Here is an 18,080-nt window from a genome sequence, read left to right on the forward strand (position 1 = left end):
TTCAGTCGCTTGGAAATGGCTCGTCAAAGCCAGCCGATTTAATGAAGTTGGCCAGCAGGGCGTAATAGCCGGCAATCGCGATCAATTCGGTCGCCCGTTTGCGGTCCAGTTGCGCCACCATGTCGGCCAGAAGGTCGGCAGGTGCCGCGCCACTGGCAGCGACTGCACGACACAGCGCAATGATCGCCATTGCCGGCTGGCTAAGCTGATTTCCGTCTATCGCCGCATCAGGTCTTGTTGCAGCGATGACGGTGGCATCTACTCCCGCAGCGACAGCAATAGGCCGGTGGTAATTCCATTCATAGCCACAGCCGACCGCACCAGCGGTGGCGAGGATGGCGACTTCCCGGTCGGCATCGCCGAGAGACGAAGAAAAGCGCAGCACAGCACCAACCTGCTGTATGGCTTCAGCAAGCAAAGGGGCATCCATCATAGCCAGAAACGGGAGTGGAACAGAACCGCGCGGCCCCGCTGTCATCAGTTCGATGAGGCGCATTTGCTCGGGGCTGGCTCCTTCGAGGTCCGGCGCCAAACCAATAGGAGGGATACTGCCGCCTGCATTGTCTTTTCTGCTCAACATGATCTCTCCTCCCGGCCCTCTTCTCTCATGATGGTCGCATAATATGCATAATGGAACCAGCCATAATCCCTCCTTGCTGCAATCGCTCGGCTATATTGGTGTAAAAACCGAACGGTTTGATGAATGGTCTGCTTTCGCCAAGGACTTGCTGGGCATGCAGGTCGACAGACCAAGCAAACGGAATATATCGCTGCGCGTTGACGACCACGCCCAGCGTCTTTTCATTGAGGATGGCCGTGATGAGAATGTCAGCGTCACGGGCTGGGAGGTTGCTGATGCGAACGCATTGGCCAAGCTCGCTGCCAAATTATCGGATGCGGGGCAGGAGGTCAGCCTTGAGCCAAGAATAATTGCCGAACAGCGTCGGGTAAGTGAGTTGATCAGCGCGAAAGACCCGCTTGGCAACCGGCTGGAATTTTTCCATGGCCCTGAACAAGCCACATCTCCTTTCGTGGCTGGCCGTGCCCTCAGCGGTTTCAGGACAGGACAGCTCGGCCTTGGCCATGCTGTGCTGACAGCTGAGAATCTCGACGCAGTCATGCCTTTTTACACGGATCTGCTCGGTTTTCGTCTGAGCGATTATGCCCTGCGCCCGTTCAAGGCCTATTTCTTCCACCTGAACAGCCGCCACCATAGCTTTGCCATTGTCGAGACAGGTGTGAATGGTTTTCATCACCTGATGGTCGAACTTAATTCACTTGATGACATCGGCCAAGCCTACGACCTTGCCCATCTGGAAGAGAATCGGATCGGCGTGACCCTTGGGCGGCACACCAATGACTTTATGACCTCCTTTTACGCCCGCACACCTTCGGGATTCATGGTCGAATATGGTTGGGGCGGTCGTTCTATCGACCCGGCCAACTGGCAACCATTTGAATGTGATTATGGCCCCAGCTTCTGGGGCCATGAGCGCTCATGGCTCGGTCCGGAAAAAAGAGCTGAGGCGTTGCAACTCAGGCTGGATGCCGCCGCACTAGGACGGCGCGCTCCGGATTTTGTGCGAGGAAATAAGTAAAAACCGCGGGAGAGAAGAATTATGAAACTGGCAAGTTTCGAGCTGGATGGGCGCCAAAGCTGGGGCATTGTCGACGATGCCCATATCCATGACATGGGCGCAGCAATGCCTGGAATCCCTTCTCTCAAACAGGCGCTCGATGAAGACAGGCTAAAATCCGCGAGCGATGCGCGCGCTTCTGCGCCGATAGTCCAGCTTGACGCCATCACATTCTTGCCGGTCATCCCGGACCCGGCCAAGGTCATTTGCTGTGGCCTGAACTATCATGAACACAGGATTGAAAGCGATAATCCGGAAATCGGATATCCCACCCTGTTTGTGCGTTTTGGCGACAGCCAGACAGGTCATCAATGCCCAATCGAATATCCGCAGCAGACCACAAAACTCGACTATGAAGCAGAGTTGGCAGTCATTATCGGGCGCCCAGCACGACATGTCGCACGCGAAGATGCGTGGGATTATGTCGCTGGCTATAGCTGCTATAATGATGTCAGTGTGCGCGACTGGCAAAAACACACTACGCAGATGACGCCAGGGAAGAATTTTCCCACGACAGGACCATTTGGGCCATGGATGGTGACGCCGGATGAAGCGGGCGATCTAGCAGGCCTCAGCATAGAATCACGCTTGAATGGCGAGGTGATGCAAAAGGCATATCTAGGCGATATGATCTTCGATATTCCACATCTGATCGAATATATTTCAACCTTTACCATGCTCTCGCCTGGCGATGTTATCCTCACCGGCACACCCGGCGGGGTCGGCTTGCGCCGCGACCCGCAAATCTTCATGAAACCGGGCGACCGGGTTGAGGTCGAGATTGAAAAAATCGGGCTATTGTCCAACCCGATCATATAATAGTCACTTCACGAAAGCTGCTATTCCGCCTGCATCATTGGCGAGCCCATGCGCTGGGAAATGGTTTCTGTTGCGTCCAGCAGCAATTTGCAAAATTGTTTTTGCCGTTCGCCGACAATAAAATCGGTAGGGCCGAGCAATGTAAGTGTGGCAGCTATCTGATGGCTATAATCGAACACCGGCGCAGCAATCCCAGCGAAATTGCGATGATGCATGTCAGCAGTCGAACCATAGCCGTCACGCTTGATCTTATCGACCCGCTCAGCGGTTGCCTTGGCCGATGGACCGGCGTCCCTCGACATACTTTTTCTGTAAGCAGCCTGTGCCTTCAATGCGCGGTCGACTTCTAGCTTTGGCAAATGTGCCAAAAAGACAAGCCCTGTCGCCGTTGTGGTCAATGGCAACACATAACCAAGCCGGATCGAGAAAGCGCCTTGCAACACGCCATCCGCCTTGGAAACGATGCATGGTCCCTGATCGCCCCACAATGACAGATAGACAGCACAGTCGGTCTCGTCACGAAGCTTCATCAATATATCTGCCGCAAATTCAACAACATCCAGTTGCCGGATTGCCGCAAGCCCAAGCTGAATGGCAAAATTCCCAAGACCATAATGGCCGGTCTTAATGTCCTGATATGCCATTTTTTCACGGACAAAACTGACCAGGTAGAGATGGGCTTTGCTCGGAGGCATTTCAGCGCGCGCAGCAATTTTCCGCAACGGCAGTGCGCCTTCGGCAGTCAACAAAACCCGCAAGACGCGAAAGCCCACTTCGATCGACTGGACCCGGCGCTGAGAATGCTCCGTATTTCCCTTGGCTGCTCTTACCACAAAAAGACTCCCACGATTCAAACCACTCTACTGCCGCATCACCAATATCATGTCTACCGGAATGGGCATTAAAAGAAGTATAGAATCATGAAAGACAATAGCTATGCTAAGTTATAAGTTAGCCTGCTGCGGCAAGCTTCCTTTTCTTCCAAGTCTCCAGAGTCTCATGTGCTTCAGAGGCAGCCTTGGCTAGGAAGCCCGGCTCTTCGGTCCGCGCCGCAATCTCCAAGCGAAGCCCGTTGGGATCAAAGAAATAAATGGACCGCACAAAGCCGTGATCAACAAGGGGTGTAGTCTTGACGCCATATTCAGCCAAACGCTGCTGCATCGCTCGCACGCTTTCAACAGAGTCCGTCTCGATCGCAAAATGCTGCACCCAGTCAGGCGTGTTCGGAGAGGGTTCGGGCAGTTCATTCCCCCCCAGATCAAAAAAGGCAATATAAGATCCATCGCCCATCTCGAAAAAGAAATGAACATAGGGCTGGTTTTCGCCGGTACTCGGCACAGTTTCGGACAACATGCAGTTGACCAGCGGAAGCCCTAATATATCCTCATAAAAATGCCGTGTTTCTTCTGCGTCGCGGCATGGATAAGCGAAGTGATACATGCCATTGAGCGGACGTGCCTTGTTCATCACTCTCTCCTTTCGATGGAGAAAATAGCAGAGTCCTGCCGCCACCATGTCACCCCGAAAGGGGGACAATTCTATGTCCCGCCCTTGCTATTCCGATACTTCCAAAGCACTGTGTTGCGCCATGACGTCGACAAAACGCTTCAAGGCCACCGATTGATCACGGCGGCGCCAGGCAAGCAAGACGTTGAATTTCAATCCCAGGTCGCTGATCCGTACCAGCCGGATATTCTGCGCCAGGGGTGCTGGCTCTGCTGCCGTCACAAACCCAATTCCCATGCCTACCGCAACAAGGCTGAACATGACGGAGTTAGTGGTACATTCCTGAACAATGTTCGGCGCGCTGCCGCTTTCCACGCAAGCAGACATCAGGCGATCATAATAGGTGGGTGCAGTCTTGCGTGCTGGTCCCAACATCGGTTCATCAGCCAGCTCCGCCATGCTCACTGCATCGCGGCTGGCAAATGGATGCCCCTCATGAACGGCAAGCATGGTTTCGCCCACGCCGATCTGCGCCGTCTGCAACAAATTGCCATCACCACTTTCGAGATGCGCATCATAGATGATACCCGCATCAAGCGTACCTTCATTAAGCGCCAGCACCTGCTGGATCGGCCCGATGGAGCGCAGGTCGAGCGTGACGTCCGGCGCGCATGCGCGAAAGTTGAGCAATCCGTAAGAAATAAAATCAAAGGCTGCGATAATTTCGCTCAGGCCCACGCGGATCGTACCCAAATGTCCGCTTGCAAGCCCTTTGGCTCGATCGACCGCGCGATCTACTTGTGATAATATTTCTTCCACTTCCTCCAGGAACACGCGCCCCGCATTCGATAGTCGTACGCCCCTGGGAAGACGCTCGAACAGCTCGACACCGAGCTCCTGTTCAAGGTCGCGTATCTGACGCGTAAGGGCAGGCTGCGCGATGCGCAAACTAATGGCAGCCCGACCAAAATGCTCTTCCCGACCAATAGCCCGGAAATATCGTAAATGCCGTAATTCCATAGGCGACCCATACTAATATGATATCAAAAGCTCAAGAACAAAGAATTGGACTTATCGGTTATAAAAAAACATCTTTTGCCCATAAATGACAGTTGAGGAGAGAGCGATGGAGACGGGGTGCCTGGACGAGTTGGACTTTGGGGAAATGTCGCGGCTGGACATCAACGGTACCGATATTGAAATGTTCATCGCAGGAACTGGCGCTCCCTTGCTATATTTACACGGCATAGATGGCGTGGAAGAAGCGGCAGATTTTCTCAAACCACTGTCGCAACACTTTACCGTATATGCCCCGACACATCCCGGTTTTGGAACATCTGCCCTGCCCGAGCGGTTCGACCGTGTTGATGATCTCGGTTATTTTTATCTGGACATGATGGACATCTTGTCCCTCGATCAGCCCGTGATCGTCGGAAGTTCATTTGGTGGCTGGGTCGCTGCCGAGATGCTTACAAAGGAAAGCAATCGCGCTTCCAAAATGATTCTGATCTCCCCGTTCGGGCTGAAAACCGCTCAGCGCCGCGAACAATATGTCGCTGACATATTCATGATGTCGAAGCAAGAACTGGGCACCAGCCTGCAGCTTGGCACACCCCCTCTGGGCAGCGACTTCCAGACATTGGCGAACTTACCCGAAGACCGGTTGCGACGGCTGATGCGCAATGACGAAGCGTTGAGCCTCTATGCGTGGACGCCTTATATGAACAACCCAAAGCTGGGCGATCGGCTGCACCGCATCCATTGCCCCAGCCTTGTTATTTGGGGTGCGGAAGACAGTCTGATCACGCCAGCCTACCGCGCGGCGTTTGGCAACGCCCTGCCCAGCGCCGAAACAAGTGTTTTCGAAAAGGCCGGCCATCGCGTGCATGCAGACCAGCCCGAAAAGCTGGCCGCGCAAATAGCCGCATTTGCAAACTGAAACAAAGACAGCACGGGAGAGTAAAATGATTATATGGCAGTTCAGCGAGCAGGCCTATTATCCTGCCTTTCAGGTGCCCGGCGCAATGCGGGTTACCTTGCCGCAGCAACATTGTGATCCTGTGGAAGCGGGGCAGCTGCTCAATCGCTATCTTGACGAATATATGCTGGCCGATGAGTTGGGGCTCAATATCATGATCAACGAGCATCATGCTGCCGCTACCTGCATGTCTACATCGTGCATGACAACATTGGCGATACTTGCGCGACAGACGCAGAACGCCCGCCTTCTGGCTCTGGGCATTCCACTTGCCAATCGCTCCAATCCTCTGCGGGTTGCAGAAGAAATTGCCATGGTGGACTGCTTGTCGGGCGGGCGGCTAGAAGTCGGCTTTGTCAAGGGTGCTGCCTATGAGTTGTTCATGTCCAACCGGCAACCTACCGGCTTTATGGACAGATTCTGGGAAGCACATGATCTCATTCTTGAGGCACTCGGCAATGAGGGCGAAAATTTCTCTTGGGACGGCGAACATTTCCATTACCGGACGGCCAGCCTTTGGCCGCGTCCCATCCAGCAACCCCATCCCCCGATCTGGATGACGGCATCAAGCGCTTCGAGCGCAAAGGTCTATGGCAAAATGGGCTATACATGCGCCACATTCCTGTCCGGCGCAGTCGCACGTTCCGTTTTCACCGGCTATCGCGAAGCCTATTTCGAGGAGTTCGGTAAACAGCCCGGTCTCGACAAGCTGGCTTATCTTGCCGTCATTGCCTGCGCCAATGATCGAGAGACCGCTTTTAAACGGGCCGAAAGCATGAAAAGCTATTTCACAACGGCGGCGCGGCTCGACCCGCAATTTCGTAACCCACTGGGCTTTAACCCGGTAGACGCCAATGTACGTATGCTACAAGCAGGCCCGTCAGCCATGCGTCCGCGCATGCGTAACGGCAAACCGCTCCCGCTCGACGGATCGATTGAAGAATATATGGATGCCGGTCTGATGTTCGTGGGAACGCCCGACGACGTTTATGAACAGCTTGCGCGTTTCCACGAGGAGACGGGTGGATTTGGCAATCTGTTGATGATGGGCCAGGCCGGCGAACTCAGCCATGAAGATACGGTCGACAATTTGACGCTTATCGGGCGCGAAGTCGCACCGCGACTGGCGGAGCTGACCTCAATCCCCCTGGAAGTCCGATACGAAGCTGTTGGCTAACCCGCCGGAACACCTCCATCGCCCCACATATAAAATCGCGTGATGGAAAATGATAAAGAGGAGAGGAGCGGAAGTGAAGAAAGACGAAGCTTATGATCGCGGTCGGGCCATGCGGTTCGACATGTTTGGGGAACCGGGCGTTGCCGGCATTGAGCAAGCAGACGATTTTCAGGAGCCTTTGCAGGATATGGTCACACGCCTGTGTTTCGGGGATATATGGAGTCGGCCCGGACTGGACCGCAAGACGCGTAGCATGCTCACCATTGCTCTCATCATAGGTCAATCAAGGCCTGACCAGCTCAAAAACCATATCAAGGGCGCAATCGCAAACGGTGTCACGAAAGAAGAGATCCGCGAGATATTGGTCCACGCGACCATCTATGTGGGCCTGCCGGCCACTTCCGACAGCTGGCGCCATGCACGTGAAGCGTTGATTGATGCAGGGGCATATTGACACGGAGGGAGCAACGCTATGAGCACAATCGATATCGCGACACAGAAGCACACTTCTTTAGCGGAAGAAATGCGGCAGGGATTGCGCCGTTTTGGCAAAGCCGTTGTCGTCGTCACTGCGTGGCATGAGAACAAGCGCTGGGCAATGACCGCCACGGCCGTAAGCGAATTGTGCATGGACCCGCCATCGCTTCTTGTCTGCATCAACAGGAGCGCGAGCTTATATTCGCCGCTCACGACCGGTGCCAATTTTTGTATTAACATTCTGCATGCCGAACAAGAAGCTATCGCCAACAATTGCTTTGGCGCAATCAAGGGAGAAAAACGCTTCAGCGAAGGCTGCTGGGACTCCGCGGCATGCGGCACACCCTATCTGCGCGGGGCGCAAGCCAGCTTCATCTGTGAATATGAGCAGCATGTCGAATATGGTACACATGCAATCGTCATCGGCGCCGTCAAAGAGGTTCAGCTCTATGGCGATGTCGCTCCGTTAATCTATCTCGACGGACGCTTCACAAAGGCTGTTGCAGCATAATGAAGGCCCGCTTGCAATCAGCAGACAGTTCATTGGGAACCCGCTGCAGACCTGGACAATAGGGCGACAAGGAAAAGTTAATCGATAACGATGGATGACACTGAAGCACTTCTTACGCAGATTGAACATGCTTGCCGACGCATGAAAATGGCGCAGTCCACATTCGGTCGCCTGTCTGTCAATGATGGCAAGCTGGTTTCTCGTCTACAGCAAGGGGGCCGCGTTACAATACAGACTGTTGATCGCGTGCATCGTTTCATTGAAGAACAGGGAGGGACCTCCGCTGTTGCCCTGCGCTCTGGTATCAAGGGTTTGCGCGAAAGCATCGAACCTCAACATGATTTCCGTTTCTACAGCAATCGCCAGAAATATCTTATGTTCGTCAACACGACGACAGAGAAACACCTCATTGCCGATCGCGTCGTTCAGGAACTGTCGGACACCCAGCCTGTCCCACCTGCAGTCCGCATTCTTGATGGAGGTGCCGGCGATGGCACGGCGCTCGCAAAGACATTGCGCGGGTTGCACCGGCGTCATCCCTGGGTTCCGTTTTATGTGGTGGCGAAGGAAATCAGCATGGAGAATATCCGGCTGACGCTTGAGAAAATGCCCGACCGGTTGCGCGAACATTCCGCCACAGTGCTTGTCCTTACCAATATGAAATATTCCGAGACACCGCTTCTTCAACCCGGTTCGCCCGGCGCTGCCAGCGCGATGGAATGGCATGAAGTGGCGCTGGAAGGTACCAGTGCAGGCGAATTTGAAGAGCAGATCACCGCGCTTGAACCCTTCCTTGCTAGCCATTGGCAAACCAGTATCAGCAGCGAGAGTGGCAACCCTGTCTATAAGAAACCCGTCGTCCTGATCCTGTATCGCAAGGACCATGGCTTCATGCTCAACCCCATAATTCCGAGACGCGGATATGCCAAAGCGGATTTTGATTTCGTATTGCTTTCCCAGCCCTATCGCGCCCGCGCGCCACTGGAATTCAAAGCCAAGAAAATCGTCGCGCCGATGGTCAAGGCCTTGCGCCCGAACGGCAAGTTAATGGGCATTCAAAGCTATGGCAATGATCCCGGAATGGAGATCATCAGAGGAATATGGCCGGATGAAAACCCGTTTACAGCAGACAGGCACGCTATCATGGCTGCAGTCAAACAAGAGCTTGGCCCCGCAGCAAACTCTTATCAGTTTCATGATATGACAGATTTAGAAGCATCATTCCGCTATGATCTCAGAACCTTGCCAACAGAAATTGGTCAGGGCCAGTCTATCGGCAGCTCAACTCTTTTCGCAGCATGGAACGCGGCTAGCTATGTCGCGCAGATAGAAGAACAGCGCCTTGCGCAAGCGCTCTCAAATGACCAGTATCTCGATGTGACGCGCCATGTTCTGGAACGCCATGGAGAGCTGTGGTTCAACGATGAAATCTATATGATCTCGCGCAAGCCCGATCTCCATTGATTTTTGGCCTCTGTCGTCAGCTTCGAACCCAATGAATGGAGAGCCGATTTCTCAATGGAAAAATCATCAGCCAATTCTGAAATTGAAACAGCTCAATGCCCTTTTTGTGGGGCACAATGGAGCGAAGCCATGCTGTCTCTATATGACCAGTTGAGCAGCCCCGGCGGATGTGCCTGCTGCGGGCATATACCGCATGGCGAAAGCGCAGCGCTTCCAACAGCGACCCAGGATATTTGCTGCACAACATGTGGCAAGCCGATTTACCGGGCCTTTGTCGCCCATGAAGGACCCGAAAAATGAATAGCATCGATTTCGATATTATTGACGGGCAAATTCATCAGCCTGTCCCCCCTGTTCCGCTCAGGGATGATATGGACGATGCGACAAAGCTGCTGCTCAATGTCGAAATTGCGCGCGAAGCAATGGACAGTGTCGGCGTTGATGCGGCACTGATCGTCGCCGCCCTGCCCTATATCGAGGCATGCGTCAGCCGTTATCCGGAGCGCTTCATCGGCGTCGAGACTTTCATGCTGACGGACGGCGAACTGGCAAAAGCGATTGAGCGGGCACGCAAGGATGACCGGTTGGCGGCCGGACGATTGCTCGTCACAAATTTTCGCACCACCGAATTACAGGAGAGTTTCACATCCGGAGCAATGAATGCTGGCTTCGCAGCGGCTGAGGCGGTCGGCCTGCCGCTGTTCCTCTCCACACATGGGCAAACGGCCGCGATGCGTCCCATCATCGAACGTCATCCTCAGCTTGCGATAATTATCGACCATATCGGCCTTTCCCAGCACCCCGTATCACCGCCGCAGGATGACCCCTGGCATCCCCTTGAAGACCTGCTGGAGCTGGCGCAATATCCGAACGTCCATGTGAAGCTATGCGGCATTCCACTGCTTTCGAACGACAGCTATCCGTTTGCAGATGTCTGGCCAAACCTGCACCGTATATTCGATGCTTTCGGCGCTGAGCGCCTGCTCTGGGCCAGCGATTATACGAGGCTCCGCATGGCCACAGCCGGTGGACCCATGCGCAATCGCGGCTGCCTCTACAGCGAAAGCCGCGACATGTTGCTCCATAGCGAAGAGATCAGCACCGCAGCCAAGGAGGCCATTTTCGGTGGCACAGTGAAACGGCTGCTCAACTGGTCACCTGGATCAAATTGAAAATCGCAAAGCAGGGGGAATGAATGCCGATTGAAAGACTGGATCCGCGCATCAACGCCATCATCCCTGACGGGATTGACTTTGAACAACTGGGCAGCGGCTTTGGCGGCCCGACCGGTCCCGCCGAAGGCCCCGTATGGATTCGCAGTGGCGGCTATTTGCTTTTCAGCGACATCCACAACAGCAAGCGCATGAAATGGCACCCGGCAGAGGGCATCACGGTTGACCAAGATGATACCAAGAATGGCAATGGCCAGACGTTGGACCGCGAAGGCCGCCTGGTTGTCTGTCATCATTTCAGCCGTTGCGTCGACCGGGTCGAAGCGGATGGCAGCGTCACCGTCATCGCCGACACTTATCGCAACATGAAGCTGAATCGTCCCAATGATGTCGTGGTGAAATCGGACAGCGCGATCTATTTCACCGATCCTCCACCAAAAGTGCCCTTCACACCGGTCGATCATCCGCCGGAAATTGATTGCGCCGGGGTTTACCGAGTGTCGCCAGACCTGAAGCGCATCAATATGGTGGTGCGTGACCTCATCAACCCCAATGGTCTGTGTTTTTCGCCGGACGAAAGCATTCTCTACGTCAATGACAGCAACAAGCACCGCAAACTTATCATGGCCTATGATGTGGAGAAAGACGGCATGGTCGATCTGGGCAGCGCCCGCCTCTTTTGCGACATGCGCGATGACGACCGCGTCGGCGGACCGGATGGCATGAAAGTCGATGTCGAGGGCAATGTCTATTGCACAGGACCGGGCGGCATATGGATCATGGACCCATCAGGTGTGCATATGGGGACGATAGCCATTGAAGGGCGCGCCTCCAATCTCAACTGGGGCGATGACGATTGGCGCACGCTCTATTTTACCGGCGCACGCACACTCAATCGGATCCGCCTCGCCATAGCCGGAATCCCTACTCCGCGCGGCAACATCGAATGAAGTGGATGCCACCCCACATCATCTCAGTCTGAATCCGTTTCCACGATATTTTTGAGCTTGCGTGCTGCTGACACAGCTACCGGCCAGCCTGCGTAAAAAGCGATATGGGCTATCGCCTCGCCCAGCTCCTCGACGCTCAGCCCGTTCTCCATGCCCAGCTGCATATGTCCCTGCGCCTGGTCCCGGTTTAGCGCGATCAGACAGGTGATGGTGATCAGGCTGCGGTCGCGCTTTGAAAGCTGCTCCCGCTCCCATATTTTGTCATATAGGATATCCTCGGTCAGCTCATTGAGCAGTGGCGCAACGGACGCCAGTTCCTTGCCGCGTCCTCCTGATGGTCGTTTCATATTTCTCTCCTAACCCTGCTATCAGGATGTCCGATAGGGTGCGAAATTCTGGGAAGCGGACGAAAGCGCTGCCCGCATCATCCCCATGTCAGACAGCCACGCAATATATTTGACCCCGCGCGCGACATAATGCTCCAGCTGCTCTGCACTACCCACGACGGTTCCGATATGTTTGCGCCCTGCGGCCACCTCAATCACCTTGTCTATCGCCGCCACAACATCGGGATGCTTGGCATCGCCTGGATGACCCAACGACTGGCTGAGGTCTCCCGGCCCAATGAACAATACATCCAGATCTTCTATCTCGCACAAGGCATCGACTTCCTCGACCATCTCCTTATTCTCAATATGCACGCTGATAAGCGTATCGCGATTGGCCCGCTCTTCATAGTCCTTGCCCGAAAGCCCATAGCCCGCCGCGCGGCAAGCACGCGCAGATCCCCGCTCGCCTTTCGGCCAATATTTGGCATGACGAACAACCTCACGAACCTGTTCGGCGCTCTTGAGAGATGGCACCTGAATCCCGGTCGCTCCGCTATCGAGCACATGCAGGATATTCGCTTCCAGCGCGTCTGGTGTACGCACGACGCTACTCATCTCCATCAGCTCACAGGTGCGGATGACATTCTCGATTTCTTCATGCGTATAGCAGCCATGCTCGGCATCTATGATCAGAAAGTCGAAGCCGCAAAGCCCAAATAATTCCACCAGCGGTGGCGAATTCAGCTTGAAAAAGCTGCCCAGTACGACCTCGCCAGCCTCAAGCTTGCGTTTGATTTTTGCGTTCAGCATTCTTTTTCCTCAACATATGGCCAATAAACTTCAGTTGCTATTTACAAACTCCATTCAGAATGACATAATATTACCGTCAAGCCAAGCATTGATATTGCGCCATCCATATTGCCGTCAATGCCATATAGAATGAAGTGACAGGAGAAGATGTGCAACGCAGTATTGACCGCATTCTGACCACGCATGTCGGTAGCCTGATCCGCCCGCTCAACATCCTTGAAGCCATGATGCACAAGACTCTGGGCGAACCGGTAGATGAAGCGCAATTTCAAAAGGCTATCACACAAGGCGTCGCTGATGTCGTCGCCAAGCAAGCAGAGATCGGCATCGATATTCCCAGTGATGGCGAAATATCAAAGCCCAGCTTCCACAATTATGTCGTGGAACGATTGGGCGGCCTCGCCAAGCAGCCGCCTGAGGAAAAAGGCCCCTATTATGCCCGGCTAAGCGATGAATTTCCGGGCTTCATGCAACAATATAATGCCATGTACAAAACGATGTGGATGGCCCCGGAGCTGGACGCTGACAAAGTCAGGGAAGCAATTTCTGTACCGCTGCCGCGATGCAAGGTCGTAGCGCCGATCACCTATGTCGGCCAGGAGGCACTTCAGACCGACCTGGACAATTATAAAGCGGCGCTGGCCGGCAATGATTTCGTCGAGGCTTTCATGCCATCGGCCACTCCTGCCCGCGACGATGCTGACGCCGGTGAAGTCTATGAAAGCGAAAGCGCTTATCTCTATGCACTCGCCGACGCCATGCATGAAGAATATAAAGCCATTGTCGATGCGGGTTTCATCGTGCAGCTCGACCTTGGTCTGCCAGCCCGCAACCAGGTGCTCCCCGGCAATCCCAACCCGACACCGGAAGATTTGCGGCGCGCTTCCGAGCGGCAAGTCGAAGCCTATAATCATGCGCTGCGGGATATTCCCGAGGACAGGGTTCGCTATCATATGTGCTGGGGCAGCATGAACACACCGCACACGACCGACGTGCCTTTGCGCGAGGTGGTCGACATTATCCTGAAAATCAAAGCACAGGCCTATGTCATCGAAGGAGCCAATCCCCGCCATGAACATGAATGGATGGTGTGGAAGGATGTAAAGCTGCCCGAAGGCAAAATCCTTGTTCCCGGTGTCATCAGTCATCAGACGAATGTTGTCGAACATCCGGAACTTGTCGCATGGCGTATCAAAAATTACGCAAGCGTCCTTGGCAGGGAAAATATCATTGCAGGAACGGACTGCGGATTTTCGCAAGGATGGAACATGGCGCGCGTCCACCCCGAAGTGCAATGGGCGAAACTTTCGGCCCTGGTCGAAGGCGCCGCCCTCGCGTCAAAGGATTTATGGTCCTGAATATGGCTGAAGAGTTGAAACTCGCCGACGGCATCAGCGAATATATTGCTGCATTCCGGTCGACCAATGCCGGTGGGACCGTATCTATGAATGGCGGACGTCTGCGCTCGGACCTGAATGCCGCCGCCCTCGCCTATCCTTGCCCGGACGGCATGATGATCTGCAACAGTTTCGTACCGCGCGAAGGCGGCGAGACCGCAGTACGGATATATCGGCCAGCCCCTGCAAGGCAATCGGGCGCAGCCATCGTCTATTTTCATGGAGGGGGGTTCACACTCGGCAGCATCGAGACATTCGAGCCGCTGGCCATGGCGCTCGCAGAGGCGAGCGGCGCTGCCGTTATCAGCGTCCAATATTCCCGCCTACCGCAAGCAACGCCGCATATGATGATGGAAGAAAGCTATACCGCATTGTGCTGGGTGGCCGAAATGGCCGAACTTCTGTCAATCGATCCGGCGCGCCTTGCTGTCGCCGGAGATAGCGCTGGTGCCTTTATCGCAACCTTGCTTGCCGTGATGGCAAGGGACCGCAACGGCCCGAAAATCGCGTGTCAGATCTTATGCTACGGCGTGTTCGATATTGATGAAACACGCCAATATTACAATATAGCGCGAGACCCTGTACTGGTGCGCCCTGTCATTGAGGCGATGGTCAAGACCTATCGCTCCTGCAATGCGCGCGCCCCATTCAGCTACCCTCCCCCATTACATATAGACGACCTCAGCGCCCTGCCCCCGGCCCTCCTTGTCGAGGCGGAGCATGACTCTATGCTGGAAGAAGGCCTGCAATATGCCGGGCGGTTACGCGATGCAGGCAATGAGGTCAGCGTCCAGACCGTCTCGGGCATGATCCATGGCTTCTTTCGGGCGGTCCGATTCTCGCAACCTGCGCGCGACGAGATGAAGCGTCTGGGTGCAAGCCTTCAACCCTATCTCCAACCCTAAAGGATATCATCATGGCACTTAAAACCAATGACCCGGCATTTCAGGCCGGCCGGGAAATGCGCAAGGCCCTCTTTGGCGAGGCAAGCGTCGAACGCCTGGATACGGCCGATGATTTTCACGAGCCGCTCGAAAATTATGTGACCTCCGCCTGCTTTGGCGAAACATGGACGCGGGAGGGACTCACATTGCGCGAACGAAGCCTGATCACCATGGCGATCTGCGCCGCGCTAAACCGTCACATTCCGCTCAAGCGGCTCGTCAAATGTGCCGTCACCAATGGTGCGACAAAAGAGGACATACGCGAGACGCTTTTGCAGACCACCCTCTATATCGGTGTTGCAGGTGGCGTTGAAAGCTGGGGGCTTGCAGCCGAAGCACTCAAAGAAATTGACGCCTATTGAGATTTATGGGGCGGCAGTCGTCAATCCCGCCGCCTCAACCCCTGCCGTACCGCATGTGGCATCCTCTTCAGATTTAGCGCCCGAAGTCCCTACGCCGCCCAGCAACAGACCGTCCCTGGTATAGATGGGCACACCGCCCCTGATCGTAGCAACGCCAGGCATATTGGCCGGTGGGTTAAGGGCCGCCAATGCCTCCGTCGACCTGCCATATTGGGACGATGCCCTAGCCTTCCATTGTGCCACTTCGCCGATGACAGGCTTTACTCCATCCATATGCGCAAATGTCACCAACATGCCATGCGTATCCATGACAGCTATGGCGACTTTCAGATCATGCTCTGAAGCCCATTTTAGGCATGTATCGCGGATCGTCGCAGCGGATGAATAGTCGAGCGTCGGCTTTGCTGTCTGCGCATGAGCCCCAATGGACAATGCGCCCGCGACAACCATTCCGCTCAATATCCTGTGAACCTTCATATCCCGCTTCTCCCCGCTTCATCACTGGCAATTATTTATTGGCTTCTAGATAGTCGATAATATCTTTGCGCTTGGCAGCATCTGCGACCCCCGGAACGACCATCCTTGTTCCGGGAACGAGCCCTTTCGGATCGGCAAGATAGCTATCCAGCTTAGCCCGTGTCCACTGAATGCCAGAATCCACCATTGCAGGAGAATAGGAATAGCCTGACCTGGTTCCCGCCTTGCCGCCATAGACGCCATGCAAATTGGGACCGATGCCGGATGCGCCACTTGCCTTCACGCTGTGACAAACCGCACATTGGGCAAAGGCCGCAGGCGGAGCAGCAGCAACTGCTGGTTCTGCTTTAGCGGCAACAAGCGCCGAAATCAGGCGGGGTGTGCCAGCAGCCTCAACCCGGGACTCTTGCTTCGCCTCTTGCTTCGCCTCCTGTTTGATTACTGTAGTGGTAACCTCGGCTATATTTGCCGGCACAGCTTCGGTTTTTGACGATAATGATGCCGCCACATTGCTTTCCCCATCTGCCAATTTTGCCACGCTTGGAAGCTCGCCCGAAGCCATGTCTTGGTCAGCAGAGCCACGATTGGCAGAATCCACGGCGTTATTTCCATTTTTTCCACTATTTCCATCGCATCCGGCCAATATAAACACCGCGAAAACTGCTGCTGTTGCAACATAGGGATATCGCGCTTTGATCATTCTTAATTCCTTCGACATATTTCAGGTTAATACATCATCGATTCACAGCATCCGGAATAGCAGTCGGGCCAGTATCGAGCCTCATGCTGCAAGATGAAGCCCCACACCGCCCACCTCAGGTTACTGCATCAATTCCTTCCCCGTATTTTCCGCTATTGGTTTTTTCTGGCTTCCCCAAACGATCAGCAGCGCTACAACCGGCACCGCAAGAATTGCTGAAAATACACAGAGCACCCATAAACGGTCTGCACCAGTCCCGATCACCACACCGCCCAACAAGGGGCCGAGGATACCACCAATACGCGAGCAGCCCAGCATTATGCCCAATCCCGCGTTGCGCAGGGACACGTCATAATGGTTTATCGTGACGAGAATGATCGCGGTATAGCTGCCGATATTGAAAAACCCCCAGACGGTAACAATGACCGTCAGCGGAATCATGGCACCATTCGGTACGATCCCGAAAAGAATGAGCGCACATGCGGTGGCAATCAGGAAAATAATCGCAATTTTGAATTCACCGACATTCCGGGCCAATGCGCCGACCACCAGATGCGCAATGACACCTGCCCCGGAAGAAAACATACCTGCTATGCCTATCTGCGTCATTTCGAGTCCTGACATATCCAGCAGATGCGGTTTCCAGCTCGCCATGAACGCGCCGCTGGTGGTGAAGAAAAAGCCGGCGATACTCAAAAAAATTGCACTTGCCCAAAGCGAGCGCGGGATGATGGACATGGCTTTGTCCTTTGTCACCGTCGATGGCTGCTTGGGCAAGGGAAGCTCTTCATATTCGGCATGTTTCATTAGCCGAAACTGCCGGTTGAGCTTTTGCAGAGAATTTTTGCGGCGGCTGTTGATCAAGAATGCCGGAGACTCCGCCAGGATAATAACGGCCAATACGAAACTGATGATATTCAAAATTGCCGCGGCATAAAAAATTGAACGCCAGCCATAAGGTTCAATCAATATCGCCGCCAATCCGCCACACAACATACTACCAAAGCTGTAACCCGTATGCAGCAGGCCAATATGAAAATTGGACCGCTTTTCATTGCTGAACTCGGAGACGGTGACATTCAGGCAAACGACCAGCGCGCCCAGACAGACACCGGTCACAAATCGCAAAATCACCAGAATCAGCATCGACGTGCTGGACGCCGTCGCCAGCATGAAAATTATCAACAGGCCGAGCAGCCATAATACCAGGACGCGCCGCCCTATCTTGTCAGCAAGAGGGGCTATAAAGAATGAACCCAACGCTATCCCGACAGGAGTGGCGCTATATGCAAACCCGAATGTCTCGGGGGATATGTTCCACTCCTTCATCATGACCGGTGCGGCGTAGGACAATGTAACAACATCAAGACCATCTGCAGCATAGGTCAATACACATATCGCTATGATCATGTATTGATACCAGCTCATCG

General features: G+C 54.3%; 21 protein-coding genes. 12 read left to right on the forward strand and 9 right to left on the reverse strand.

Translation table 11 applies throughout. From position 1 onward, the window contains the following. Position 1 precedes the first annotated feature (1 nt). Entirely contained in the window at positions 2-580 is a 579-nt protein-coding gene (locus ACN0WX_RS02565) for a carboxymuconolactone decarboxylase family protein (RefSeq protein ID WP_417620705.1), read from the reverse strand. A 43-nt stretch (positions 581-623) separates the two neighbouring features. On the opposite strand from ACN0WX_RS02565, the gene ACN0WX_RS02570 reads away from it, so the two are divergent. Next, positions 624-1,598, forward strand: coding sequence for a VOC family protein (locus ACN0WX_RS02570; protein WP_417620706.1), 975 nt, complete (start codon positions 624-626; stop codon positions 1,596-1,598). A 21-nt stretch (positions 1,599-1,619) separates the two neighbouring features. Next, entirely contained in the window at positions 1,620-2,456 is an 837-nt protein-coding gene (locus ACN0WX_RS02575) for a fumarylacetoacetate hydrolase family protein (protein WP_417620707.1), read from the forward strand. Positions 2,457-2,476: 20 nt separating this feature from the next. On the opposite strand, the gene ACN0WX_RS02580 is transcribed toward ACN0WX_RS02575, so the two are convergent. The 3 genes from ACN0WX_RS02580 to ACN0WX_RS02590 form a co-directional block, all read right to left on the reverse strand. Further along, on the reverse strand, positions 2,477-3,289 hold the full coding sequence (locus ACN0WX_RS02580) for an IclR family transcriptional regulator (protein WP_417620708.1): 813 nt from the start codon (positions 3,287-3,289) through the stop codon (positions 2,477-2,479). Positions 3,290-3,407: 118 nt separating this feature from the next. Continuing rightward, positions 3,408-3,923: a VOC family protein gene (locus tag ACN0WX_RS02585; RefSeq protein WP_417621192.1), complete on the reverse strand. Its 516-nt coding sequence runs from the start codon at positions 3,921-3,923 to the stop codon at positions 3,408-3,410. A gap of 87 nt (positions 3,924-4,010) precedes the next feature. After that, the gene (locus ACN0WX_RS02590; protein ID WP_417620709.1) at positions 4,011-4,922 is read right to left on the reverse strand and encodes a LysR family transcriptional regulator; all 912 of its coding nucleotides are present in this window, start codon (positions 4,920-4,922) and stop codon (positions 4,011-4,013) included. Positions 4,923-5,028: 106 nt separating this feature from the next. Between ACN0WX_RS02590 and ACN0WX_RS02595 the strand changes: the two genes are divergently transcribed. The 7 genes from ACN0WX_RS02595 to ACN0WX_RS02625 all read left to right on the forward strand — a co-directional run bounded on the left by ACN0WX_RS02595 (position 5,029) and on the right by ACN0WX_RS02625 (position 11,631). Further along, complete coding sequence (locus ACN0WX_RS02595; RefSeq protein WP_417620710.1) at positions 5,029-5,841, forward strand: alpha/beta fold hydrolase; 813 nt, start codon at positions 5,029-5,031, stop codon at positions 5,839-5,841. Positions 5,842-5,866: 25 nt separating this feature from the next. Then, positions 5,867-7,057, forward strand: a complete 1,191-nt coding sequence (locus ACN0WX_RS02600; protein ID WP_417620711.1) for an LLM class flavin-dependent oxidoreductase — start codon at positions 5,867-5,869, stop codon at positions 7,055-7,057. Between the two features lie 73 nt (positions 7,058-7,130). After that, the gene (locus ACN0WX_RS02605) at positions 7,131-7,511 is read left to right on the forward strand and encodes a carboxymuconolactone decarboxylase family protein (RefSeq protein ID WP_417620712.1); all 381 of its coding nucleotides are present in this window, start codon (positions 7,131-7,133) and stop codon (positions 7,509-7,511) included. Positions 7,512-7,529: 18 nt separating this feature from the next. Next, entirely contained in the window at positions 7,530-8,045 is a 516-nt protein-coding gene (locus ACN0WX_RS02610; RefSeq protein ID WP_417620713.1) for a flavin reductase family protein, read from the forward strand. Between the two features lie 90 nt (positions 8,046-8,135). Further along, positions 8,136-9,509: a hypothetical protein gene (locus ACN0WX_RS02615; protein WP_417620714.1), complete on the forward strand. Its 1,374-nt coding sequence runs from the start codon at positions 8,136-8,138 to the stop codon at positions 9,507-9,509. A 296-nt stretch (positions 9,510-9,805) separates the two neighbouring features. Then, complete coding sequence (locus ACN0WX_RS02620) at positions 9,806-10,681, forward strand: amidohydrolase family protein (protein WP_417620715.1); 876 nt, start codon at positions 9,806-9,808, stop codon at positions 10,679-10,681. Between the two features lie 23 nt (positions 10,682-10,704). Beyond that, positions 10,705-11,631, forward strand: a complete 927-nt coding sequence (locus tag ACN0WX_RS02625; protein WP_417620716.1) for an SMP-30/gluconolactonase/LRE family protein — start codon at positions 10,705-10,707, stop codon at positions 11,629-11,631. 23 nt (positions 11,632-11,654) lie between these two features. Here ACN0WX_RS02625 and ACN0WX_RS02630 read toward each other — a convergent pair whose 3' ends face one another. Further along, positions 11,655-11,978: a carboxymuconolactone decarboxylase family protein gene (locus ACN0WX_RS02630; protein WP_417620717.1), complete on the reverse strand. Its 324-nt coding sequence runs from the start codon at positions 11,976-11,978 to the stop codon at positions 11,655-11,657. Positions 11,979-11,999: 21 nt separating this feature from the next. Next, positions 12,000-12,770 carry an HpcH/HpaI aldolase family protein gene (locus ACN0WX_RS02635; RefSeq protein ID WP_417620718.1) on the reverse strand — a complete coding sequence of 257 codons (771 nt, stop codon included), beginning with the start codon at positions 12,768-12,770 and terminating at the stop codon, positions 12,000-12,002. Positions 12,771-12,919: 149 nt separating this feature from the next. On the opposite strand from ACN0WX_RS02635, the gene ACN0WX_RS02640 reads away from it, so the two are divergent. The 3 genes from ACN0WX_RS02640 to ACN0WX_RS02650 are packed head-to-tail and all read left to right on the forward strand — an operon-like array spanning position 12,920 to position 15,473. Beyond that, a complete protein-coding gene (locus ACN0WX_RS02640; RefSeq protein WP_417620719.1) occupies positions 12,920-14,128 on the forward strand; it encodes a cobalamin-independent methionine synthase II family protein in 1,209 nt (402 codons plus the stop codon). Between the two features lie 2 nt (positions 14,129-14,130). Continuing rightward, positions 14,131-15,072, forward strand: a complete 942-nt coding sequence (locus ACN0WX_RS02645; RefSeq protein ID WP_417620720.1) for an alpha/beta hydrolase — start codon at positions 14,131-14,133, stop codon at positions 15,070-15,072. 11 nt (positions 15,073-15,083) lie between these two features. Next, positions 15,084-15,473: a carboxymuconolactone decarboxylase family protein gene (locus ACN0WX_RS02650; RefSeq protein WP_417620721.1), complete on the forward strand. Its 390-nt coding sequence runs from the start codon at positions 15,084-15,086 to the stop codon at positions 15,471-15,473. Positions 15,474-15,476: 3 nt separating this feature from the next. Here ACN0WX_RS02650 and ACN0WX_RS02655 read toward each other — a convergent pair whose 3' ends face one another. From ACN0WX_RS02655 to ACN0WX_RS02665, 3 genes are all read right to left on the reverse strand, one after another. Continuing rightward, positions 15,477-15,950: a GlcG/HbpS family heme-binding protein gene (locus tag ACN0WX_RS02655; protein ID WP_417620722.1), complete on the reverse strand. Its 474-nt coding sequence runs from the start codon at positions 15,948-15,950 to the stop codon at positions 15,477-15,479. A 31-nt stretch (positions 15,951-15,981) separates the two neighbouring features. Beyond that, entirely contained in the window at positions 15,982-16,650 is a 669-nt protein-coding gene (locus ACN0WX_RS02660) for a c-type cytochrome (protein WP_417620723.1), read from the reverse strand. Positions 16,651-16,770: 120 nt separating this feature from the next. Beyond that, on the reverse strand, positions 16,771-18,078 hold the full coding sequence (locus ACN0WX_RS02665; protein ID WP_417620724.1) for an MFS transporter: 1,308 nt from the start codon (positions 18,076-18,078) through the stop codon (positions 16,771-16,773). Positions 18,079-18,080: the final 2 nt, after the last annotated feature.

It is taken from the genome of Parasphingorhabdus sp. (assembly GCF_048269915.1).
Taxonomy (GTDB): Bacteria; Pseudomonadota; Alphaproteobacteria; order Sphingomonadales; family Sphingomonadaceae; genus Parasphingorhabdus.

Coding starts and splice junctions, on each gene's coding strand:
- ACN0WX_RS02585 (WP_417621192.1), bottom strand. CDS start 3,923: ATGAACAAGGCACGTCCGCTCAATGGCATGTATCACTTCGCTTATCCA.
- ACN0WX_RS02655 (WP_417620722.1), bottom strand. CDS start 15,950: ATGAAGGTTCACAGGATATTGAGCGGAATGGTTGTCGCGGGCGCATTG.
- ACN0WX_RS02615 (WP_417620714.1), top strand. CDS start 8,136: ATGGATGACACTGAAGCACTTCTTACGCAGATTGAACATGCTTGCCGA.
- ACN0WX_RS02635 (WP_417620718.1), bottom strand. CDS start 12,770: ATGCTGAACGCAAAAATCAAACGCAAGCTTGAGGCTGGCGAGGTCGTA.
- ACN0WX_RS02590 (WP_417620709.1), bottom strand. CDS start 4,922: ATGGAATTACGGCATTTACGATATTTCCGGGCTATTGGTCGGGAAGAG.
- ACN0WX_RS02620 (WP_417620715.1), top strand. CDS start 9,806: ATGAATAGCATCGATTTCGATATTATTGACGGGCAAATTCATCAGCCT.
- ACN0WX_RS02570 (WP_417620706.1), top strand. CDS start 624: ATGCATAATGGAACCAGCCATAATCCCTCCTTGCTGCAATCGCTCGGC.
- ACN0WX_RS02665 (WP_417620724.1), bottom strand. CDS start 18,078: ATGAGCTGGTATCAATACATGATCATAGCGATATGTGTATTGACCTAT.
- ACN0WX_RS02595 (WP_417620710.1), top strand. CDS start 5,029: ATGGAGACGGGGTGCCTGGACGAGTTGGACTTTGGGGAAATGTCGCGG.
- ACN0WX_RS02625 (WP_417620716.1), top strand. CDS start 10,705: ATGCCGATTGAAAGACTGGATCCGCGCATCAACGCCATCATCCCTGAC.
- ACN0WX_RS02575 (WP_417620707.1), top strand. CDS start 1,620: ATGAAACTGGCAAGTTTCGAGCTGGATGGGCGCCAAAGCTGGGGCATT.
- ACN0WX_RS02650 (WP_417620721.1), top strand. CDS start 15,084: ATGGCACTTAAAACCAATGACCCGGCATTTCAGGCCGGCCGGGAAATG.
- ACN0WX_RS02610 (WP_417620713.1), top strand. CDS start 7,530: ATGAGCACAATCGATATCGCGACACAGAAGCACACTTCTTTAGCGGAA.
- ACN0WX_RS02645 (WP_417620720.1), top strand. CDS start 14,131: ATGGCTGAAGAGTTGAAACTCGCCGACGGCATCAGCGAATATATTGCT.
- ACN0WX_RS02660 (WP_417620723.1), bottom strand. CDS start 16,650: ATGATCAAAGCGCGATATCCCTATGTTGCAACAGCAGCAGTTTTCGCG.
- ACN0WX_RS02565 (WP_417620705.1), bottom strand. CDS start 580: ATGTTGAGCAGAAAAGACAATGCAGGCGGCAGTATCCCTCCTATTGGT.
- ACN0WX_RS02630 (WP_417620717.1), bottom strand. CDS start 11,978: ATGAAACGACCATCAGGAGGACGCGGCAAGGAACTGGCGTCCGTTGCG.
- ACN0WX_RS02600 (WP_417620711.1), top strand. CDS start 5,867: ATGATTATATGGCAGTTCAGCGAGCAGGCCTATTATCCTGCCTTTCAG.